17 protein-coding genes are annotated in these 18,532 nt (G+C 62.5%); 7 read left to right on the forward strand and 10 right to left on the reverse strand.

Features of this window, described 5'->3' with window-relative positions:
- Together AAC071_RS00005 and AAC071_RS00010 are read left to right on the forward strand one after the other, a co-directional pair.
- A partial coding sequence (locus AAC071_RS00005) for a multicopper oxidase domain-containing protein (RefSeq protein ID WP_339828457.1) occupies positions 1-751 on the forward strand: 751 nt, incomplete at its 5' end.
- Entirely contained in the window at positions 751-1,473 is a 723-nt protein-coding gene (locus tag AAC071_RS00010) for a copper resistance protein B (RefSeq protein ID WP_339828460.1), read from the forward strand. The genes AAC071_RS00005 and AAC071_RS00010, both read left to right, overlap by 1 nt.
- Positions 1,474-1,980: 507 nt before the next feature.
- Here AAC071_RS00010 and AAC071_RS00015 read toward each other — a convergent pair.
- The 8 genes from AAC071_RS00015 to bcp all read right to left on the reverse strand — a co-directional run bounded on the left by AAC071_RS00015 (position 1,981) and on the right by bcp (position 8,263).
- A complete protein-coding gene (locus AAC071_RS00015) occupies positions 1,981-2,403 on the reverse strand; it encodes a hypothetical protein (protein WP_339828463.1) in 423 nt (140 codons plus the stop codon).
- Positions 2,387-2,812 carry a hypothetical protein gene (locus AAC071_RS00020; RefSeq protein ID WP_339828465.1) on the reverse strand — a complete coding sequence of 142 codons (426 nt, stop codon included), beginning with the start codon at positions 2,810-2,812 and terminating at the stop codon, positions 2,387-2,389. The genes AAC071_RS00015 and AAC071_RS00020 overlap by 17 nt, the downstream gene beginning before the upstream one ends.
- A 3-nt stretch (positions 2,813-2,815) precedes the next feature.
- Complete coding sequence (locus AAC071_RS00025) at positions 2,816-3,187, reverse strand: hypothetical protein (protein ID WP_339828469.1); 372 nt, start codon at positions 3,185-3,187, stop codon at positions 2,816-2,818.
- 303 nt (positions 3,188-3,490) lie between these two features.
- The gene (locus tag AAC071_RS00030) at positions 3,491-4,330 is read right to left on the reverse strand and encodes a DUF3883 domain-containing protein (RefSeq protein WP_339828472.1); all 840 of its coding nucleotides are present in this window, start codon (positions 4,328-4,330) and stop codon (positions 3,491-3,493) included.
- 498 nt (positions 4,331-4,828) lie between these two features.
- Positions 4,829-5,350 (reverse strand): polymer-forming cytoskeletal protein, encoded by a 522-nt coding sequence (locus AAC071_RS00035; protein ID WP_339828475.1) that lies wholly within the window; start codon positions 5,348-5,350, stop codon positions 4,829-4,831.
- A gap of 28 nt (positions 5,351-5,378) precedes the next feature.
- A complete protein-coding gene (locus tag AAC071_RS00040; RefSeq protein WP_339828478.1) occupies positions 5,379-6,770 on the reverse strand; it encodes a peptidoglycan DD-metalloendopeptidase family protein in 1,392 nt (463 codons plus the stop codon).
- A gap of 100 nt (positions 6,771-6,870) precedes the next feature.
- Positions 6,871-7,692: a ferritin-like domain-containing protein gene (locus tag AAC071_RS00045; protein WP_339828481.1), complete on the reverse strand. Its 822-nt coding sequence runs from the start codon at positions 7,690-7,692 to the stop codon at positions 6,871-6,873.
- Between the two features lie 4 nt (positions 7,693-7,696).
- The gene (gene bcp / locus AAC071_RS00050; RefSeq protein ID WP_339828484.1) at positions 7,697-8,263 is read right to left on the reverse strand and encodes a thioredoxin-dependent thiol peroxidase; all 567 of its coding nucleotides are present in this window, start codon (positions 8,261-8,263) and stop codon (positions 7,697-7,699) included.
- 241 nt (positions 8,264-8,504) lie between these two features.
- Between bcp and AAC071_RS00055 the strand changes: the two genes are divergently transcribed.
- The gene (locus tag AAC071_RS00055; RefSeq protein WP_339828487.1) at positions 8,505-12,041 is read left to right on the forward strand and encodes an AsmA-like C-terminal domain-containing protein; all 3,537 of its coding nucleotides are present in this window, start codon (positions 8,505-8,507) and stop codon (positions 12,039-12,041) included.
- Positions 12,042-12,131: 90 nt separating this feature from the next.
- Positions 12,132-13,268 carry a ferritin-like domain-containing protein gene (locus tag AAC071_RS00060; RefSeq protein ID WP_339828490.1) on the forward strand — a complete coding sequence of 379 codons (1,137 nt, stop codon included), beginning with the start codon at positions 12,132-12,134 and terminating at the stop codon, positions 13,266-13,268.
- A gap of 123 nt (positions 13,269-13,391) precedes the next feature.
- Here AAC071_RS00060 and tyrS read toward each other — a convergent pair whose 3' ends face one another.
- A complete protein-coding gene (gene tyrS, locus AAC071_RS00065) occupies positions 13,392-14,648 on the reverse strand; it encodes a tyrosine--tRNA ligase (protein WP_339828492.1) in 1,257 nt (418 codons plus the stop codon).
- 80 nt (positions 14,649-14,728) lie between these two features.
- Between tyrS and AAC071_RS00070 the strand changes: the two genes are divergently transcribed.
- A complete protein-coding gene (locus tag AAC071_RS00070; protein WP_339828494.1) occupies positions 14,729-15,844 on the forward strand; it encodes an anhydro-N-acetylmuramic acid kinase in 1,116 nt (371 codons plus the stop codon).
- A gap of 3 nt (positions 15,845-15,847) precedes the next feature.
- Here AAC071_RS00070 and AAC071_RS00075 read toward each other — a convergent pair whose 3' ends face one another.
- Complete coding sequence (locus AAC071_RS00075) at positions 15,848-16,504, reverse strand: alpha/beta hydrolase (protein WP_339828497.1); 657 nt, start codon at positions 16,502-16,504, stop codon at positions 15,848-15,850.
- Positions 16,505-16,819: 315 nt separating this feature from the next.
- On the opposite strand from AAC071_RS00075, the gene AAC071_RS00080 reads away from it, so the two are divergent.
- Positions 16,820-17,299: an Rrf2 family transcriptional regulator gene (locus AAC071_RS00080; protein WP_339828501.1), complete on the forward strand. Its 480-nt coding sequence runs from the start codon at positions 16,820-16,822 to the stop codon at positions 17,297-17,299.
- Positions 17,300-17,337: 38 nt separating this feature from the next.
- Positions 17,338-18,531 (forward strand): cysteine desulfurase family protein, encoded by a 1,194-nt coding sequence (locus AAC071_RS00085; RefSeq protein ID WP_339828504.1) that lies wholly within the window; start codon positions 17,338-17,340, stop codon positions 18,529-18,531.
- Position 18,532: the final 1 nt, after the last annotated feature.

The following is an 18,532-nucleotide window of genomic DNA, read 5'->3' on the forward strand; positions in this document are numbered from 1 at the left end:
CGGCACGATGGATCACGGCACCATGGACCACGGCACAATGGATCACGGCACGATGAACCACGGCACGATGAACCACGGCACGATGGACCACGGAACGATGGACCACGGCACCATGGATCACGACACCATGGACCGCGGCACGATGAACCATGCCGACCATGCGGATCATGCATCCGCCTCATCCGTCGCCGCGCGCCCGGTCGGCTGGACTTCCGGCTTTCCGCCGGACGCGAAACTGCTGGCCTATGCCGACCTGCGCGGCCTGCGCCCCAATCCCGACAATGCGGCGCCCACCCGCAGCATCGAGATGCGCCTGACCGGCAACATGGAACGCTATGTCTGGACGCTCGACGAGGCGCGTTTCGGCGAAGCCCCGCCGCTGCGCGTGCGCTATGGCGAGCGCGTCCGCCTGACCTTCGTCAACGAGACGATGATGGCGCATCCGATGCATCTGCACGGCATGTTCTTCGAACTGGAAAACGGCAGCCCGGATCGCCGCCCGCTGAAGGACACCGTCATCGTGCCGCCCGGGCAGTCGGTCTCGGTCGTCCTGACCGCGCGCGAGGTCGGCGCCTGGCCGCTGCATTGCCATCTGCTCTATCACATGGTCTCGGGCATGATGACGGCCTTCATCGTCGAACCGCCCGAAACCGCCGCGAGCGCCATCACGCCCGACGGCGCCATCCTGCCGATCGGCGTCACGAAAGACGGCGCGGCGCACGCGGCCCATGCCGGCCATGGGAGCATGTGATGAAGAACATTCTTGTCCCCACGCTCGCACTGATCCTTGCCATCGCCGTCCCGGCTTTCGCCCGCGCCGAAGAACCGGCAGTTGTGCATGACGCGCATGAAGCGATGCTCTTCAATCGCATTCAGCTCGAGGTCGATTATGCCGACCGGCATGGCGGCCTCTGGAACGGCCATCTCGACGGCTGGATCGGCGGCGATGTCGACCGTCTCTGGATCCGCGCCGCCGGCGAGATCGCCGATGGCGAGGTCGAGAAGGCCGAACTGCAGCTCTTCTACGGCCGCAACGTCCATCCCTTCTGGGACCTGCTGGTCGGCGTCCGTCAGGATGTCGAGCCGGACGACGAAACATGGCTCGCCGCCGGCGTGGTCGGCCTCGCGCCCTATTTCTTCGAGACCGAAGCGACCGCATGGCTTTCGACAGAAGGCGATGTCGCGGCCCGCTTCGAACAGAGCCTCGACATTCCGGTCACGCAGAAACTGATCGCCGAACCGCATCTCGAACTGAACCTCTACGCGCAGGACATGCCGAAACGCGGTATCGGCGCCGGCTTCAGCAGCATCGAGGCCGGCCTGCAACTGCGCTACGAGATCACGCGCAAATTCGCGCCCTATCTGGATCTGGTCTGGGAACGCAAGCTCGGCGAAACCGCCTCGCTCGCGCGTGCCGCCGGCGACAGCGTCGACGACACGACGCTCCGCATCGGCCTGCGCACCTGGTTCTGAGGCGAGCGATGCCCCTTCGATCCCTCTCCCCTGCGGGGAGAGGGGTGAGAGGACAGAAGAAAAGGTCCAGTGGACCTTTTCGTCCCCGAACGCCTGTTAGCTATCTCCCCGGTACAAACACCCTGGGGGCGGGTCGGAATTTGCGAGCGGTAGCGAGCAAATTACGGGGCGGGGGCACGACGCTCAATCTGATCCTCACCGTTTCACAAATTCTCGGTGTCACCCCGGGGTTTGTCCCCGGGGCCCACGCGCGGTGCCTCCTGCCGCAGCAGTCAATGACGCCCGAGCCCGCTCCCTCCGCATCGTCATTGCCGGGCCGGCGCAAAGCGCCGTGACCCGGCAACCCGGAAGGCGCGGCACAAGCCGCACCGTCCCGCCTCGCAAGGAATCTTCCTGCGGACGAAACGCCGCGCGCGCCCCACCACAGATGTCAACCCGGCGAAAGCCAAAGCAGCGCACCCACGAATTTGTTGAATCTTCTCGTAGGTCGGCGAAGCGCCTCCGCGCTCAGATTAGTTTTCTGAAAATCTTTATAACTTGACCGTACTCAGGCCCGTTCAATTCCGGCAAATCGTGCGAAAGATCAATGTTCCGACCAAGCTTGCTGGTCCACCTTCCGCTACTGAGCAGTCGTGCAGCATGAGTAGGTTGACCGGCCAGTGCGTAAAGCGCCACCTTCTTGTATCCGCGTTCTACTGATGCAGAGGTTGTTTCTTCCCAACCGTCAGCCTCAAACCAATCTTCAAAGGCTTCCATTGTGGTTTTGCCACGGGCATCCATTGGCCAGAATGCGCGGGAAGTAGGCCACCAAAACCGCCTATTGTCTTCGAAGGCCCAAGCTATGCAGTTGTAGCGATCATCTTGCGGACTTGTGATTTTCTTAGCCACGTCTGTCAGAAGTGGAAAGGCTTGGCTAAATTGAGTAGCCATTTCGCTCGCCCCAAGCGATCCAAGCATCGGTCATCGCTTGGATGTCGCCAACCGCTGATTGTGTGTAAGGACGCTCTTTGCCGACTTCCAACCTATTTTCGTTGAGTGCATCATCAAGCGCCCAAACCAACAATGACGGCCCGGTTTTCAGTTCTGACAAAATGAGCGGCGCGACTAAATTCGCATTTTCCACTATCGCTCTAAAGCTCGGGTGATCCGTAATCTCCTCCGGATCAGACAAAAAAGCCGTCTCGCTTTTCCAGCGCCTTAAAATTGCATAGAACGATGCAATGAAATCGTTTGGAGAAGGAACATAGCGACCACTTGAACGCGACGACGATGACAGTTGTGCTCGCCCGGTATACCGACCATTTGCCCCAATCGTTGTATTTAAAGCAAGGCTTCGCATCTGTTATTTGCTTCCCCCCTTGGCCTCTTCGACTCGATCGAGTAGCCAACGCGCTAAGTTCTCCGCAGACTGAACAGACAGAAAAACATCACATGCCATCTCCCGCACGATTGAACCACGTGAAATCTGCTTCTCAACTATCTCGTCGCCCAAAGTGCCCGTGTGGTCGCTGATTTTCTCAATTCGAAAAACCTGGCGCCGAGGAATAGCCGCTCTTTCAGCGTAGAGCACAAAGTGAACCATCCCGTTTGGCGTGAGACTTCCCAATGCGCCGTCGGCCCATATTACACCAAAATTATGGGATTTTATGTAGTCAATAGCGACTTCGTCGTCAGAAGGCTTGAGCTTTGGATCAAGCCATGCTTCGTCGGTCATCAGATATCTGCATCCTAGATGCGTGCGCAAGCCAACCCAGCGTCTGCGCACTGTTATAAACACTCATTTAGGCAGAATCGACCCTAACGCCGTGTTTAAGTGTCCACAAAATTATGAGTTCCACAAGCAGTGTGGGTCCCAGAATTCGGTCGCAATAGCTCATACCGCCGCCATTCTCCTCGGTTTTTGCGGCGGCGATCGACGAATCCGACGATGCGCTGAGGTGCGCCAAATCGTCCCAAACCCAAAATCGTGAGTCGAGCTTTCGTGGGGTAATATTGACGCAATCCAAAACCCCACCCCTCACCGAAACGACGCCTTGTAGTTTGCCGCTTCGAGGATCAGCGCATTCTCCAGCGGCGGCGCGATCTCGAACGCCCGCGGTGCGCGCGCGAAATCATAGAGCCGGAAAATCCGGAACCCCTCCGGCCGCTCCTCGGCGAAATTCTTTTCATTGCGCGACAGGAAGAACGGCGTCTGTTCGCCGCCGGTCGTCGTCTTGACTTCGAGATAGCGCTCCGCGCCGCGCGCGGTGAACGAAAGAATGTCGTAGCCGGCGCCGTCGCCTTCCTCCTGCGCCACCCATTTGACCTTGCGCGCGAGATCGTCGCGGCCCGCCGCGCGCAGCCGCGCCTCCTCGGATTTCAAAACCCGCTCCTCGCCAAGCCGCCCAAGCGCGCGGTTGCGCTCGTCGCGCGCCGCCGGATCGAATTTGCGCACGAGCCGGGCGAGGGCAGGGTGGGCATCTTCGGGCCGCTCGATCTTGGCCGGCGCCTCGCCGATGAACAGCGCGCCTTGTTCGGCCAGCGCCGTTTCCTTCGTGGGCAGCGGCAGCACGAAATCCGCACGCCGGTCGAGAAACCGTTCGACGCCGTCGAGCAGCGCCTTCTGGAAATTGACCATCGGCTTGTAGCCGGCGATCCAGGGCTCGCCGAGCGACATCAGCACGGCGCTGATATTCTGATGCTTGAATTCGATCGAGCCTTTCGAGCGCCCGGTCAGCTTCTGCAATTCGGCATTGCGCTGCGCCTTGACGTAAGGCTCGCCGCGAAGCTCCCTGTCGCGCATGTCGAAATAGTCGGCGACGATCAGGTCGATCTCCTGCTCGTTCCAGTCCTCGCCCGTCCGGTCGTTCGCCGCCATCCGTCCCCCGCGCATCGAGAGGCCAGGCTAGGCGGATCGTCTGAGGCTGTAAAATGAGATGGGGGCACCTGTCCCCCTGCGGCCGTTGCGCACCGTTCCCGTCCCCCGGAAATGTACCGTTCCGGCACATTCCGGCGCACGCCCCTGTGCACATCCGGAACAGTCGCCGCGCGCAAAGGGACATCCGGGAGAGACCGCGCCGGCACCGGCGCCGTCACACGCCCGGTCTGCCGGCGCTCGCGCCGGCGGTCCGAAGGCCGTTTGTGACAGTTTTTTGACAGTTCCGTGACAGAGGGGGGTGCACGGCTGTGCCGCTCTGCGTGAACGGCGTGGAAATCCGACGCAAGTTGCTGAAACCGTTGCGCTTTCCGGCGCTGCCCCGGGGTTTTGCGACAGTACGATGACAGTCCGTGCCGTCAGGCAATGAAAAACCGGGGCGGCGCGCTGGGCGCCGGCCCCGGTTTTGCCGTTCTCCCCCCGAAGAACGGTGTTGCTGTGCTACTGCGCGGCCGGCCGCTTGACGACGACGCCGCCATCATTGACCACCACCGGGCTGTCGCCGGGGGCGGCGCGCGGCGCCGGGCGCGGCGCGTCGGCCGGACCGCCGCTATTGGCCGGTTTCGGCGGCTGGCGCAGGCTGGCGCCCGACGAGGCCTGGCCGATCGGATCGTCCGAATGGCGGCAATTGCCTTCGAAAAAGGCGCCGGTCTCGACCGCCAGCGCTTCATGCAGGATGTCGCCCTCGACATGGCAGGTCGAGGAAAGCTGCACCCGGCGGCCCCGGATCGTGCCCATGACGCGGCCGCGGATCACGATATCCTCGGCGACGATCTCGCCGGTGATCGAGGCCTTTTCGCCGATGGTCAGCGACTGGCTGCGAATGTCGCCTTCGACGGTGCCGTCGACCTGGATATCGCCGGTCGCGGTCAGATTGCCATGGACCACCAGATCGCCGGAGATGATCGACGGCACGCTACGCGTGCCGGGGCGCTTGCCCGGAATGGGGGCGGGAGCCGCCATTGCGGGGGCTGCTGCCTTGTCGGTGTCTCTATCCTTGCTTCGCGAAAACATAATGCCCTGCCTCAATGAACTTGGAGGGGTTGCGAACGATACCGTCGAACCAGACCTCATAGTGAAGATGGGGCCCGCTGCTGCGGCCAGAAGACCCTACTTTGCCGATGATCTCCCGGAATGCAACTTTCTGGCCAGTTTTGACGTTCATGCGGCCAAGATGCCCGTAGCGGGTCCGGAAGCCGTTGCCGTGGTCGATTTCGATGAGGCGGCCATAGCCGCCGCGCCAGCCGGCAAAGGTCACCGTGCCGGCGCCGGGCGCATAGACGATCTCGCCATACGGCGCCGCCAGATCCTCGCCCGAATGGAAGGCCATGCGGCCGTTGAAGGGGTCGCGGCGCGACCCGTAGCTGCTGGTCCGCCGGTAATTGACCAGCGGTTCCGCAAGCGGCATTTTCGCAATGGATTCCTCAAGATCGGCCAATGTCTTGAGATTCTGGCTGACCCTGTAAAGCTGCTTGCCGAAGCCGTTGTCGCTGGTCCCGCCGGCCAGCGCCTCATGGTCGGCCAGGTCGATGAAGGGACCGCCCTGGGCGCTGCTGTCGGCCTTGCGGCGGCGCTCGATCAGCACCTCGGGGTCGATCACCTTGGTCATGCCGATGATCGATTTCAGCTCCCGGACGCGCCGGTCGGTCACTTCCTCGATATTGTTGATCAGCGTCTGCTGCGCCCGGTCGATCTGGGCCAGCCGGGTGTCGATCTGCGCCACGGTGCCGTTCCGGGTGTCGCCGGCCAGCCCGGTCAGCTCGCTGAGCCCGGCAAGATCGACCGTGCCGCCGACATTCTCGTCGGCATCGATGATGAAACGGCCGGTATCGGCCATCCGGCGCGGCCCGGTGGTGGTGTCGGCGAGATCCGGCGCACTCGAATGCCGCTCGACCCGCATCAGCACCTTGTTGCCGCGTTCGGCCCCGGCCGTGCTGCCGGTCGTGGCCGCATGGCGCTGGCGCATCGTCTCGAGCAGGGAACTGGCGGTCTGGCGCTGGCTCATCAGCGCGGCGAGCTGGCGGTGCTTGTCTTCGAGCTGCATGGTCGTGGCCAGGAACCGCTCCTCGGTGATCACCAGCTGGCCGTTGAGCGCGTCATAGGCCGATTGCAGCTGCGCCATGCGTTCTTCATAGGCGCCCTGCATCTTGACCAGGCGGCGGTCCTTCGAAGCGATGATCTGCTCCTTGAACACCACATTGACCGAGGCGAAGGCGATCCAGCCGAAAAAGGCGAGCGCGATCGTCGCAAAGGCCGCCTGCGTCAGCGGCGACAGCGAAATGAACTGAACATGGCCGTGGCTACGGATATAGATCTGCCGCTCCACATAATTGTGGCGCAGAAAATCTCGAACGCGTTCGGCCCATCCGGCCTTATGGTGCATGCCCCTCAATGCCCCACGACCCCCCTCTGAATTGCAGTCCCATCTCACCCAAATTGGGACAGGATTACAACATACCCGCCTTAACAATTGATGTTAATGGTTAATCTGGATTCACCATAGGCTCTGCCAGCGGCTCATAGAACGCGGGATCGAGCCCGGCGGCAAGCCGTCCCGCCCTGTTGAAGGGCGGTTTAAGGACACCGCGGAAATGCAGCCGCACCAGCCGTTGAAAGGTGGCGCACGGCTCGCGGCCCTCGGCGCGGCAAAGATGGGAAAACCAGACCGCGCCAGCGCGCACATGGTCCTGTTCCTCGCGATAGATCGTCCGCAGCACTGCTGCGCTCTCCGTATCGCCGGCCGCGTCCAGCCGTTCGATCATGCCGGGCGTCACGTCCAGTCCGCGCGCCTCGAGCACCAGCGGCACCACGGCGAGCCGCGCCATCAGGTCGTGCCGCGTTTCGGTCGCGGCTTGCCACAGCCCGTCATGCGCCGGCAGGTCACCATAGCGCGCGCCCAGTGCCGCGAGCCGCGTCTGCAGCATCGCGAAGTGCCGAGCCTCATCGCTGCCGACGGCGACCCAGTCGTCGAAAAAGGCGCGCGGCAGGTCGAGCGGGGCAAACCGTCCAATGAGATCGAAGGCGAGATCGATGGCATTGAGTTCTATATGTGCCAGCGAATGCAGCAGCGCGATGCGCCCGCGCGTCCCCCGGAAGGTCCGCCGCGGCATGTCGCGCGGCGCAAGAAGTGCCGGGGTCGCAGGGCGCGATGGCCGGTCGGGCAGGGCCGGCGCCGCGCCATCCGCGGGCAGCAGGGTCAGCGCCGACGCGCGCCACGCCCGGGCGACGCGCTCCGCCAGACGTGCCTTTTCATCGGCATCTGCGCAGGTCAGCACCGACAGGGCGCCTTCGACAAGCGACGTCACCGGCCTAGAGTTCCTTGACCGCGGCCAGCACGTCTTCTGCGTGACCGCTGACCTTGACCTTCGGCCAGACCCGGCGCACCACGCCCTTGCCGTCGATCAGAAATGTCGTCCGCGTAATGCCCATGAATTTCCGCCCATAGAGGCTCTTCTCGCCCCAGACGCCATAGGCCTCCAGCATGTTGCCATCCTCGTCCGACAGCAGCCGCACCGTCAGGCCGTGCTTGTCGCGGAACTTGCAGTGCTTCTCGATCGTGTCCTTCGAAACGCCGAGCACAACGGCGCCGGCGGCGTCGAACTTCTTCTTCAGTGCGCTGAAGGCGATGGCCTCGGTCGTACAGCCCGGCGTGTCATCCTTGGGGTAGAAATAAAGCACCACCTTCTTGCCGGCGAGGCTCTTCAGCGTCACTGAACTGCCATCATCCGCCGGAAGCTTGAAGGCGGGTGCCTTGGCGCCTTCGGCGGGAAGCGCGTCATTGGCGGTGGCCGCCGCCTTCGGGCGGGCTTTCGTGGCTGCCTTTGCGGCGGGTTTCGGAGCGGCCTTGGCCGTTTTGCGCGCGGGTGCCTTCGCCATGGAAATCAGCCTCATTGTCTCTTGCAGGGGAATGTTATGCCCGCCTTTGGTCGGGCAGGGCACAATATGGAGCGCCGCGGCCTGCGAGGCCAGCCGTGTTAAGCCTGTTTGCGCAAGGTCGCGCCGCAGGCCGCCAAAATTGCAGACTTGGCGTCGGACTGCGGCTAGATAGAAGACCGACGCGCTTTTGCCTTATTTCTGCTGTCTGCATGGCGGGCAGTACAGGGAGAGATGTCGCTTCTTGATCCGCCGGACCAGTAAAATCGCATTGGAGGTTGTAGGCGTTGCCGTCGCGGCGACGGCCGTCCTGCTGGCCGTCCTTGCATGGCGCCTTTCTTCCGGCCCGGTTTCGGTGACCTTTCTCGGGGGCATGATCGAAAACGCGGCCGCGCCCTCGCTTCAGGGCGGCGCGCTCGACATCGGTGACACAGTCCTGCGCTGGTCGGCCGACGACCGTCGGCTGTCCCTGCGCCTTGTTGATGTCAGATTGGCCGGCGCCGACGAAAACGCCATCGCCTTCGTTCCCGAACTGGCCTTCCAGATCAGCCTGCCGGCACTGTTTCGCGGCGTACTGGCGCCGACGGCTGTTGATTTCTTCGGTGTCAGCGCCACCGTCCTCCGCCGACCCGATGCTGGCATTACCCTGGCCATGGCGGGCGTCGGCACACCGGCGCAGTCGGTCGACCCCGAATCCGCCGCCTTTGTCGGCCGGCTGATCGAGGCGCTGTCCGCCGGCGAGGAAACCGGCACGCCGCTGGACTATCTGACCCATGTCGGCATTCGCGACGGAACATTGCGGCTCGTCGATGAGGTCAACGGCGTGTCGTTCGACGCGCCTTCCGCAAATCTGATCATGTTCCGCGGCGAGGGAGGTCTTGCTGCCACCCTGCGCGCCGACATCAGCATTGACGACACCACAGCAGCCATCGAGATGAACGGGCTGCTGCCGTCGGGTGCCGATGCGGCCCAGATCGAAGCACGCGCAACCAATGTCGTTCCGGCTGCCTTTGCGCGCATGTCATCGGCATTTGCCGATTATGCGATCTTGGATGCGCCCATCGAGGCGCGCGGCACACTTCGTATCAAGGCCAATGGTGACATGCTGGGTGCGCAGCTGACACTCGACGCGGGGCGCGGCGAGATTGATCTGCCGAGTCCATGGGATACGTCGATACCGATCGAAAAGGCGCGAGCCGAAGTCGAATTCGACGGCATGGCGCGGCGGATCGATCTCATCGGTCTGACATTCCATGCCGGACCGCACTTTGCGTCGCTGGCCGGACGGCTCGACTACCGCATTGGCGACGGCCTCAACATAGCCGGTGCGACCGTCGACCTGATTGCCGATCGTATTCATACGGAAGTACCTGGATTTTTTGTGGGGCCCGTTGATCTCGAAAGGGCGCGGTTGAAGGGCAGTTTCGATTTCGACGCCCTGACAGCCATCATCGAGGAACTCTCGGTCGGAACGGCGGGCGGCGGAATTTCGCTGAGCGGTGCCGTTCGGGACGGAGAGCGCTCGCCGGCCGTGCGCGTCTCCGGCGGCATCGACGCGATGCCGCTCGATGCATTCAAGGCCATCTGGCCACTCCCTCTTGCAAAAGGTGCACGCGAATGGGTCGGGAAGAATCTCTCGGGTGGCGATGTCGTCAGCGGAACATTCGAAATCGATATGCTGGCCGGAATGATCGATGATGCGGCAAATCGCGTGCCGATACCCTCCGAGAACCTTCGCTTCGAGTTTGCGGTGGGCGGCACGACAATGACGTATCTCGGCAAGTTGCCGCCGATGCAGGAGGTCGAGGCCCGCGGTCTGGTTCTGGGTGACCGCTTTGACGCCTGGGTTTCGTCTGCCCGCATCGATGTCGATGGTGGTGGATCGCTTGCGGTCAGCGATGGGCATTTCCACGTCGACGATCTGCATCGGAAAGGTGCGACCGGTCATATCCGCTTCACGGTCGCCGGCGCGACAGCCGACATTCTTGCCGTGCTGGACCACGAACCGCTGGGCCTGATCGGCAAGTTCGGCATCGATCCGCGCGACGTCGCCGGCACAGGCCGTATTACCGGTAATCTTGCCTTGCCATTGGTGAAAGACGTCACCATGGAAGAGGTTGATTTCTCCGGCATGGCCCATGCCGACGATATCGCCATTCCGAATATCCAGCGCGGGCTTTCCATCACATCCGGCGCACTCGATATCGACGTGTCGCGTGCGAAACTTGTCGCAAGAGGACCTGTCGGCATCAACGGCGCGCCGCAGCTGGATCTGACATGGCAGGAGGCCTTCGAGCGTGGGAGCGGCGGTTCGACCTATCGATTGACCGGCGTACTCGACAATGAGGGCCGTAAAGCACTCGGGATCGGGCTTGGCGCGTTTCTCGACGGTCCGGCAACATTCGATGCGAGATTTTCGGGCGACGGCAGGGAGGTGAACCGAGCCGAGGTGAAGGCCGACCTGACCGACACGATCGTCAAACTGGACTATGCCGGCTGGTCGAAGCCTCCAGGCATTGGCGCGGCGGCCGAACTTCGGCTTGCCTTTCTGCGCGGCGGCGGATTTCGTGTGTCTGGCTTCGAACTCGCGGGAGATGGTATCGACGCGCGTGGCGACTTCTCGCTTGGAGCCAACGGCCGGTTGACCGAGGCCAACCTGCCGGTGGTCAAGTTGGGGCCCGACAATGATTTCTCGTTCATGGCAGGCGCGACGGACGACACATCGGTGACGATGACTGTCACCGGTGCGCGCTTCGACGCGCGCCGGCTTCTCGCTGACATGATCGTCGGCTCGAAGGGTGATAGCGAAGAAGAGGCAGATGCGGCAACGGAAGAGGCAGGCCCTCCGCTGTTGTCGCCCGAGCTTGTGGCCGACCCGGCGCGCCGAACGGCGATACGCGCCGAAATCGCGCGGGTCGTCGGCAACAACGATACGATGTTCAACGCCGTCAGCGCCCATGTCGTTCAGGTGGACGATCGTATCTGGACGTTGAACGTGACCGCAGTCGATCTGCAGGAGACGCCGCTGACGGTCAGGATAGCTCCCGATGACTCCGGTGTGAGGCAGCTGTCGCTGGCGTCGAACGACGCCGGAAGCGTCTTCCGCGCGCTCGACTTCACCGACAGCATGAGGGGCGGGGTGCTCAGTGCGACAGGCACCTATGACGACACGATTGCCGGATCGCCGCTGCGAGGCGCTGTGACCATCGGTACCTACCGCATCGTCGATGCTCCGGTACTGGCAAACATTCTGACGGTGGGATCGCTGACGGGGATACGCGACACGCTGAACGGCGAGGGAATTCTGTTCAACGGTCTGGAATTGGTCTTTGGCATTACCGAAGGGCGCATCGACATCGAGGAAGCCCGCACTTCGGGTCCGGCCATCGGGCTGACATTGAAGGGTCATGTCGACCGGGTGACGGATCGTATCGATATGGAAGGAACGATGGTTCCTGCCTATACGATCAATTCATTTCTCGGGCAGGTGCCTGTCTTCGGGCCGCTGATCGTCGGCCGGGAAGGCGAAGGAATATTTGCGCTGACTTACCGGGTCCGCGGACCTTCCGATGACCCGTCCGTGACCGTCAATCCGCTCTCCGCCCTGGCGCCCGGCTTTCTGCGGCGCATGTTCGAGTTCGGCGGCGCGCCGCCGGCAATGCCCGCGCCAGAGGCGGCGCCTGAGCCAACGGGAGCGCCTGCCGTGGAATCTGGTGTGTCTCCCGAAGAAAGTGCTGCAGAAAACCGGGATTCAGACACTCTTCCTGTACCGCAAAACTGACAAATCCGTACGATTCAGGATTGCGGAGTAATCCTCCGCATATGTAAGCTCTGGCTCTGCTGTTGACGAGGCAAGGGGAGGAGGAAACCCATGTCCACCAATCAGAAGATGACGATGGACGCGGCCTATGAGGCGGTCTCGCCGGATGATTTCCCGGCCATGATGGATATCGACCGTTACGGCAAGCGATCGACGGCCTTCGACAAGATCATTTCGGCGACCCACGATCATTTCTGGGATCCGCTCGATACGAAATACATCGATTTCTCCCAGCCCTGGGATCTCGACAATGCCGCGCTGATGCCCGCCGATTTCAGTATGGAACTGAAGACGGCTGTATCCGACAAACTCGATGAAAAGCAGAAGATCTATCTCGTCAACGAGAACGTCCGCTGGAGCATGTCGTCGATTCTGCATGGCGAGCAGGGCGCGCTGGCGCTGTCGGCGAGCCTCTGCCACATCCTCAAGGATCCCGGTGCGCAGGAATATGCGGCCAACCAGACGCGCGAAGAGGCGCGCCACGTTACCGGCTTTGCCAGGTATATTCAGGCGCGCTGGGGCAAGCCGACAGCTTGCGGGGTCGTACTCGAGAAGCTGCTCTGCGAGATCGTTTCGACACCGCTGGTCTGGAAGAAACTGGTCGGCATGCAGATGATCGTCGAAGGTTTGGCCATGGGCGCCTTTGCGACTTTCTATGCCAAGACCACTGATCCGGTGCTGCGGCGCCTGATGCAGCTGACCATGACCGACGAGGCCTTCCATCACAAGTTCGGCAAGATCTGGGCCGACCGCACGGTGCCGAACCTGCCACCGGCGGAGCGCGATCTGATCGAGGACTGGGCGCTCGAGGTCTTCATGACGTTGATGCGCAATTCGACCGGACCAGAGCAGAAAAAGGCGATCTACGAGAAGGTCGGTCTGGACTGGCGCTGGGTGCAAGGCGCGCTGGCCGAGGCGTTGACTGACAAGAACATGCGTGGCGAGTTGCAGGAAGCGACCAACATCTTCCGCGTCCTTATCAAGACCTTGGTCAAGGCCGGCATCGTGACCAGCCGTACGGCGCCGATGTATGCGGCCTATGTCGACATGGCCGAACTCTATGGCGAAGGCGACCGCATGGTCGGCGACGACATTGCCGAGGAAGGCATCAAGTATCTTCAGGCGATCAACGGCGCCGGAGGCGATGCGGCGATTTTCGCGCTCGGCGCCTCGACAGCAGCCGAATAGACGAACCAGATGGAGCCATAAACGCGGCAGCCCAATAAGCCGTGGAACGCACTTCAGGGAGCGTTCAGGAAGAAGCCCTCCCCGGGCGACCGGGGAGGGCTCATTCGTTTCGGCGCCTGTAGTTCAGGCCCGCGGCTTCAGCAGCACATGCTTCTTCTTGCCGAGCGAAAGCTTGACGACACCCTCGGGCGTCAGATTCTGCCGGACCAGGACCATTTTCTCGTCGCCGACCTGGGCGTCGTTGACACGCACAGCACCGCCCTTGATCTGACGTCGGGCTTCGCTGGTCGAGGCAACCAGTCCGGCCTGAACGAGCGCATTGAGGAGCCCATGTCCGACATCGAGCGCATTGACGTCGATCTCGACGGTCGGCAGGTCGGCGCTGATCGCACCTTCCTCGAAGGCCGTGCGGGCCGCCTCGGCCGCCTTCCCGGATTGGGCACGGCCATGTGCCATTGCAGTCGCCTCGGTGGCGAGTATCTTCTTTGCCTCGTTGAGTTCCGAGCCCTGCAGTTTTTCCAGGCGCTCAATCTCTTCAATCGGCAATTCGGTGAACAGCCGCAGGAAGCGACCGACATCGGCGTCCTCGGTATTGCGCCAGTATTGCCAGTAGCCATAGGGCGAGAGCATGTCGGCATTGAGCCACACCGCGCCCGATGCCGTCTTGCCCATCTTGGCGCCCGACGAGGTCGTGAGCAGCGGACTGGTCAACCCGTAGAGCTGTGTACCGTCGGTGCGGCGACCGAGTTCGATCCCGTTGACGATGTTGCCCCACTGGTCGGAGCCGCCCAATTGCAGCGTGCAGCCATATTTGCGGTTAAGCTCCACGAAATCATAGGCTTGAAGGATCATGTAGTTGAATTCGAGGAACGACAGGTTCTGTTCCCGCTCAAGCCGGATCTTCACGCTCTCGAAGGACAACATCCGATTGACGGAGAAATGGCGGCCATAGTCGCGCAGGAAGTCGATATATTTGAGATCATCGAGCCAGTCGCGGTTGTTGACCATGATGGCATCGGTCTTGCCGGCGCCGAATGTCAGGAACTTCGAGAATACGGTCTTGATGCCGTCGAGATTCGCGTCGATCATTTCGTCGGTCAGCAGGGGGCGCGCTTCGTCGCGAAAGCTCGGGTCGCCGATCCGCGTTGTACCGCCGCCCATCAGTGCGATCGGCTTGTGGCCGGCCTTCTGCAGCCAGCGCAGCAGCATGATCTGGACCAGGCTGCCGGCGTGGAGGCTCGGCGCCGTCGCATCGAAGCCGATATAGCCCGTCAACAGCCCTTCCAGCAGACGCTCATCGAGGCCTGCATCGTCGGAGGTCTGGTGGATGAACCCGCGGACGGAAAGCTCGCGCAGGAAGTCGGACTTGAATCTGGTCATGGTCGGCTCGGGTTTCGGATATGCTTGGAAACGCGGCTGGTGTATCACGCTTTGGCCGAGGGAAAAATGGACAAACACCCGTGATCCGCGCTTTGGGACTGATGAGCGGCACTTCGCTCGATGGCATCGACGTCGCCATCATCGAAACCGATGGCGAAGGGGCTGTGCGGCCCGGCGCGTCGATGGTCGTCCCCTACAAGCCGGAAGAGCGGTTGCTGTTGCGCATGGCGCTCGAGGCGGCGAAAAGTTGGGAGCCGGACGATCCGGTGCCGGAAGAGGTGGCCGAGGCCGAGCGTCATTTGACGCTGGCCAATGCGCTGGCGGTGCGGGCGCTGCTGGCGGAAGCCGGGTTGAGGCCGGCCGACATCTCGGTGATCGGCTTTCACGGGCAGACGGTCCTGCACCAGCCGGAACGCCGACGGACAGTCCAGATCGGTCTCGGTGATGTCCTGGCGCGCCTGACCGGCATAGACGTCGTCAATGATTTCCGAAGCGCGGATGTCGCTGCTGGTGGTCATGGCGCGCCATTGGTGCCTCTCTATCATCGGGCGCTTGTCGGCAGCACGGGCATTGTGGAACCGGTCGCCATCATCAACATCGGCGGTGTCGGCAATGTCACTTATGTCTCGCCCGACGGCACGTTGCTGGCCTTTGATACCGGCCCCGGCAACGCCTTGATCGACGATTGGGCACTGGAGCATACAGGCGAACCGATCGACAGGGACGGCGCACTGGCAGCGGGCGGCGACGTCGATATGGAGGTTCTGGAAGGCCTGATGTCGCATGAATTTTTCGATGCGCCGCCGCCCAAATCGCTCGACCGCTTCTCTTTCTCTCCCGATGCCGTAAGCCATCTCTCTCCGCCCGATGGTGCCGCTACGCTGACGGCCTTTACCGTCGAGTCGATCGCGCGCGGTCTGGCCCACGTCCCCGGCATTCCGTCGCGCTTCGTCATATGCGGGGGCGGACGCCATAACCCGGTTCTGATGGCGATGTTGAGACGTCGGTTGCAGGGCGGTGTCCTCCCAGCCGAGGATCTCGGCTGGCGGGGAGACGATGTCGAGGCAGAGGCCTTTGCCTATCTGGCCGTCCGCTCGCTGCGCGGCCTGCCGCTGAGTCTGCCGACGACGACTGGCGTACCCGAGCCAATGCCTGGCGGCACACTCCATCGGGCAGGCAAGACCCTGGAAGGGTGACGTTCAGGCCTTTTCGGGAGCTGCGGCCAGCCGTTTGTCGAGATAGGCACCGATCGTATTGGCCAGCGGTTCGAGATGCGATTCGAAGAAGTGGTTGGCGCCCTCCACCGATGCATGTTCGATGGTAATACCTTTTTGCGTCTTCAGCCGTTCGACCAGCTTCAGTACATCGGCCGGCGGCGCGACCTGATCGGCGCTGCCATTGATAATGATGCCCGACGAGGGGCAGGGTGCCAGGAAGGAAAAGTCATACATATTGGCGAGCGGCGCGACGGAGATGAAACCCTCGATCTCAGGACGACGCATCAGGACCTGCATCGCGATCCAGGCGCCAAAGGAAAAACCGCCGATCCAGCACTGCGCCGCATCCGGATTCTGGGACTGCAGCCAGTCGAGGGCCGATGCGGCGTCCGACAGCTCGCCAATACCGGAATCGAAGGCACCCTGGCTTCGTCCGACCCCGCGGAAGTTGAACCGCAGCACCGAAAAACCCCGGTTCACAAAGGCCTGATAAAGGGCATAGGTGACGGGATTGTTCATGGTTCCGCCGAATTGCGGATGCGGGTGCAATACCAGCGCGACCGGCGAATTGGCCTTTCTGCTGTGGTGGTAGCGGCCCTCGATCCGGCCGGCCGGACCATTGAAAATCACTTCAGGCATATCTGGGTCTGTCTCGGGCTATGCGGCCGGCGAGGTGTCGAACGGGTAATCTCCCACCATTGGACAAGGAGATATTTTCCCGTATTTCGTCAAAACCTCTGGAAAATCCGTCGCAGGGTGCTAGATAGTTGACTACAGCGCTCGGAAATAATAGAGCCTTGCGCTGGGCGCCCCGCCGATCCTTAGATGCCGCCCGCGTCATGATCTATCGCTGGCGCAGTCTCAGGTGCTCCGGGGCGGATGTTCTTAACACAGGCAATGGCCGGTTGTGCAAGCTTTTGACCGCCCTTTGCCCGCCATACGAAGGAGTTGGCCGTGAAGCTCACAACCAAGGGGCGCTATGCCGTGATGGCCATGGCCGACCTGGCGCGGCATTCCGACGGCAGCCCGGTCGCACTGGCTGAGATCGCCGACCGGCAGGAAATTTCGCTGTCCTATCTGGAACAGCTGTTTGCCAAATTGCGCCGCGGCGATCTCGTGAAGAGCGTTCGGGGACCGGGCGGCGGGTACCTGCTGTCGCGGGCTGCCGACGATATCCGGATTTCCGACGTCATCCTGGCGGTCGACGAGCCGATCAAGGCAACCCGCTGCGAGCTGGGATCGCCCAAGGGCTGTCTGCCGTCATCGGGCCGCTGTATCACGCATGATTTATGGGAAGGTCTCAGTCACCAGATTCAGTTCTATCTGGGATCTGTGTCGCTTGGCGATGTCATCGACGGTCGCGTTGCGGAACGTCAGATTGTCGTTCCGGACGCGCGCCGCAAATCGGCCAGCATTGCCAACGCCGCCGACTGACCGAAAACCAAGTCCATGAATGGGAGCCTCGCCACGCGATGACGATGAAGCGTGCCTATCTCGACCACAATGCAACGTCGCCGCTGCGCCCGGAGGCGCGTGCGGCGGTACTACGTGCGTTGGATGTTACGGGCAATCCATCGTCTGTTCATGCCGAAGGGCGAATGGCGCGCAGATTGATCGAGGAGGCACGGCGCGATGTCGCCCTGCTCGTGGGCGCAAAGCCGGCCGAAATCGTCTTCACCAGTGGCGGCACGGAGGCCGCACGTCTTGCGTTCCATGCGGCCAGGACCGGTCAGGCCATTGAGCGTCTGATTGTTTCGGCGATCGAACATGATGCGGTGCTGGCCCCGGCCGAGGCGTCGGGACTGGACGTCGAGATCGCACCGGTCGACGGCAAGGGCCGGCTTGATCTTGCTGCGCTTGCCTCGCTTCTGGCCGCGTCGGAAAAGCCTACACTGGTCGCCGTGATGCATGCCAACAATGAGACTGGCGTCCTTCAGCCGGTGGCGGAAGCTGCAGCGCTTGCGCACAAGGCTGGCGGTCTGCTGCTTTGCGACGCGGTTCAGGCCGCCGGCAAGGTTCCGCTCGATTTTTCCAGCCTGGGCGCGGATATGATGGTGCTGGGCGGCCACAAGCTCGGCGCGCCGCTGGGCGTTGGTGCGATGGTCGTTCGTGAAGGATTGCCCTTCGCGGCCGAAGCGGTCGGTGGCGGCCAGGAAATGCGCCGGCGTGCCGGCAGCGAGAACGTCTCGGGTATTGCGGGTTTCGGTGCGGCGGCGCGCGCCGCGCTGGAAAGCATGGATGCGTTTGCCGGATTGACGCCCTTGCGCGATCGGATGGAAGCGCGATTGGCCGTCGCGGTGCCCGATGTGGTGTTCTTTGGACAAGGGGCCGAGCGCCTGCCCAATACGAGCTACATCGCTGCGCCAGGACTTGACGCTGAGACACTGCTGATGGCGCTTGATCTCGATGGTGTTGCCGTCAGCGCAGGCGCCGCCTGCTCATCCGGCAAGGTTGGGCGTCCACGTGTGCTGGAAGCGATGGGCGTCGAACCTGCTCTGGCGCGCGGCGCGGTTCGTGTCAGCCTCGGCTGGTCAAGCGAACCGGACGACATCGACCGTTTCGTCGATAGCTGGCTGCGTGCTCATCGGCGCCGGCGTCTGGCAACATCGGAACTTGTGAACGTGGATGGGGCGTCGATCGCCCGGTTCGCGGCTGTGGAGAGTTGAC

Origin of the sequence: uncultured Parvibaculum sp., assembly GCF_963975745.1 — a bacterium.
Taxonomy (GTDB): domain Bacteria; phylum Pseudomonadota; class Alphaproteobacteria; order Parvibaculales; family Parvibaculaceae; genus Parvibaculum.

Excerpts from the sequence above, each read along its gene's own strand:
- AAC071_RS00010 (WP_339828460.1), top strand. The coding sequence starts at position 751 with ATGAAGAACATTCTTGTCCCCACGCTCGCACTGATCCTTGCCATCGCC.
- AAC071_RS00015 (WP_339828463.1), bottom strand. The coding sequence starts at position 2,403 with ATGGCTACTCAATTTAGCCAAGCCTTTCCACTTCTGACAGACGTGGCT.
- AAC071_RS00020 (WP_339828465.1), bottom strand. The coding sequence starts at position 2,812 with ATGCGAAGCCTTGCTTTAAATACAACGATTGGGGCAAATGGTCGGTAT.
- AAC071_RS00025 (WP_339828469.1), bottom strand. The coding sequence starts at position 3,187 with ATGACCGACGAAGCATGGCTTGATCCAAAGCTCAAGCCTTCTGACGAC.
- AAC071_RS00030 (WP_339828472.1), bottom strand. The coding sequence starts at position 4,330 with ATGGCGGCGAACGACCGGACGGGCGAGGACTGGAACGAGCAGGAGATC.
- AAC071_RS00035 (WP_339828475.1), bottom strand. The coding sequence starts at position 5,350 with ATGGCGGCTCCCGCCCCCATTCCGGGCAAGCGCCCCGGCACGCGTAGC.
- AAC071_RS00040 (WP_339828478.1), bottom strand. The coding sequence starts at position 6,770 with ATGCACCATAAGGCCGGATGGGCCGAACGCGTTCGAGATTTTCTGCGC.
- bcp (WP_339828484.1), bottom strand. The coding sequence starts at position 8,263 with ATGGCGAAGGCACCCGCGCGCAAAACGGCCAAGGCCGCTCCGAAACCC.
- AAC071_RS00060 (WP_339828490.1), top strand. The coding sequence starts at position 12,132 with ATGTCCACCAATCAGAAGATGACGATGGACGCGGCCTATGAGGCGGTC.
- tyrS (WP_339828492.1), bottom strand. The coding sequence starts at position 14,648 with ATGACCAGATTCAAGTCCGACTTCCTGCGCGAGCTTTCCGTCCGCGGG.
- AAC071_RS00075 (WP_339828497.1), bottom strand. The coding sequence starts at position 16,504 with ATGCCTGAAGTGATTTTCAATGGTCCGGCCGGCCGGATCGAGGGCCGC.
- AAC071_RS00085 (WP_339828504.1), top strand. The coding sequence starts at position 17,338 with ATGACGATGAAGCGTGCCTATCTCGACCACAATGCAACGTCGCCGCTG.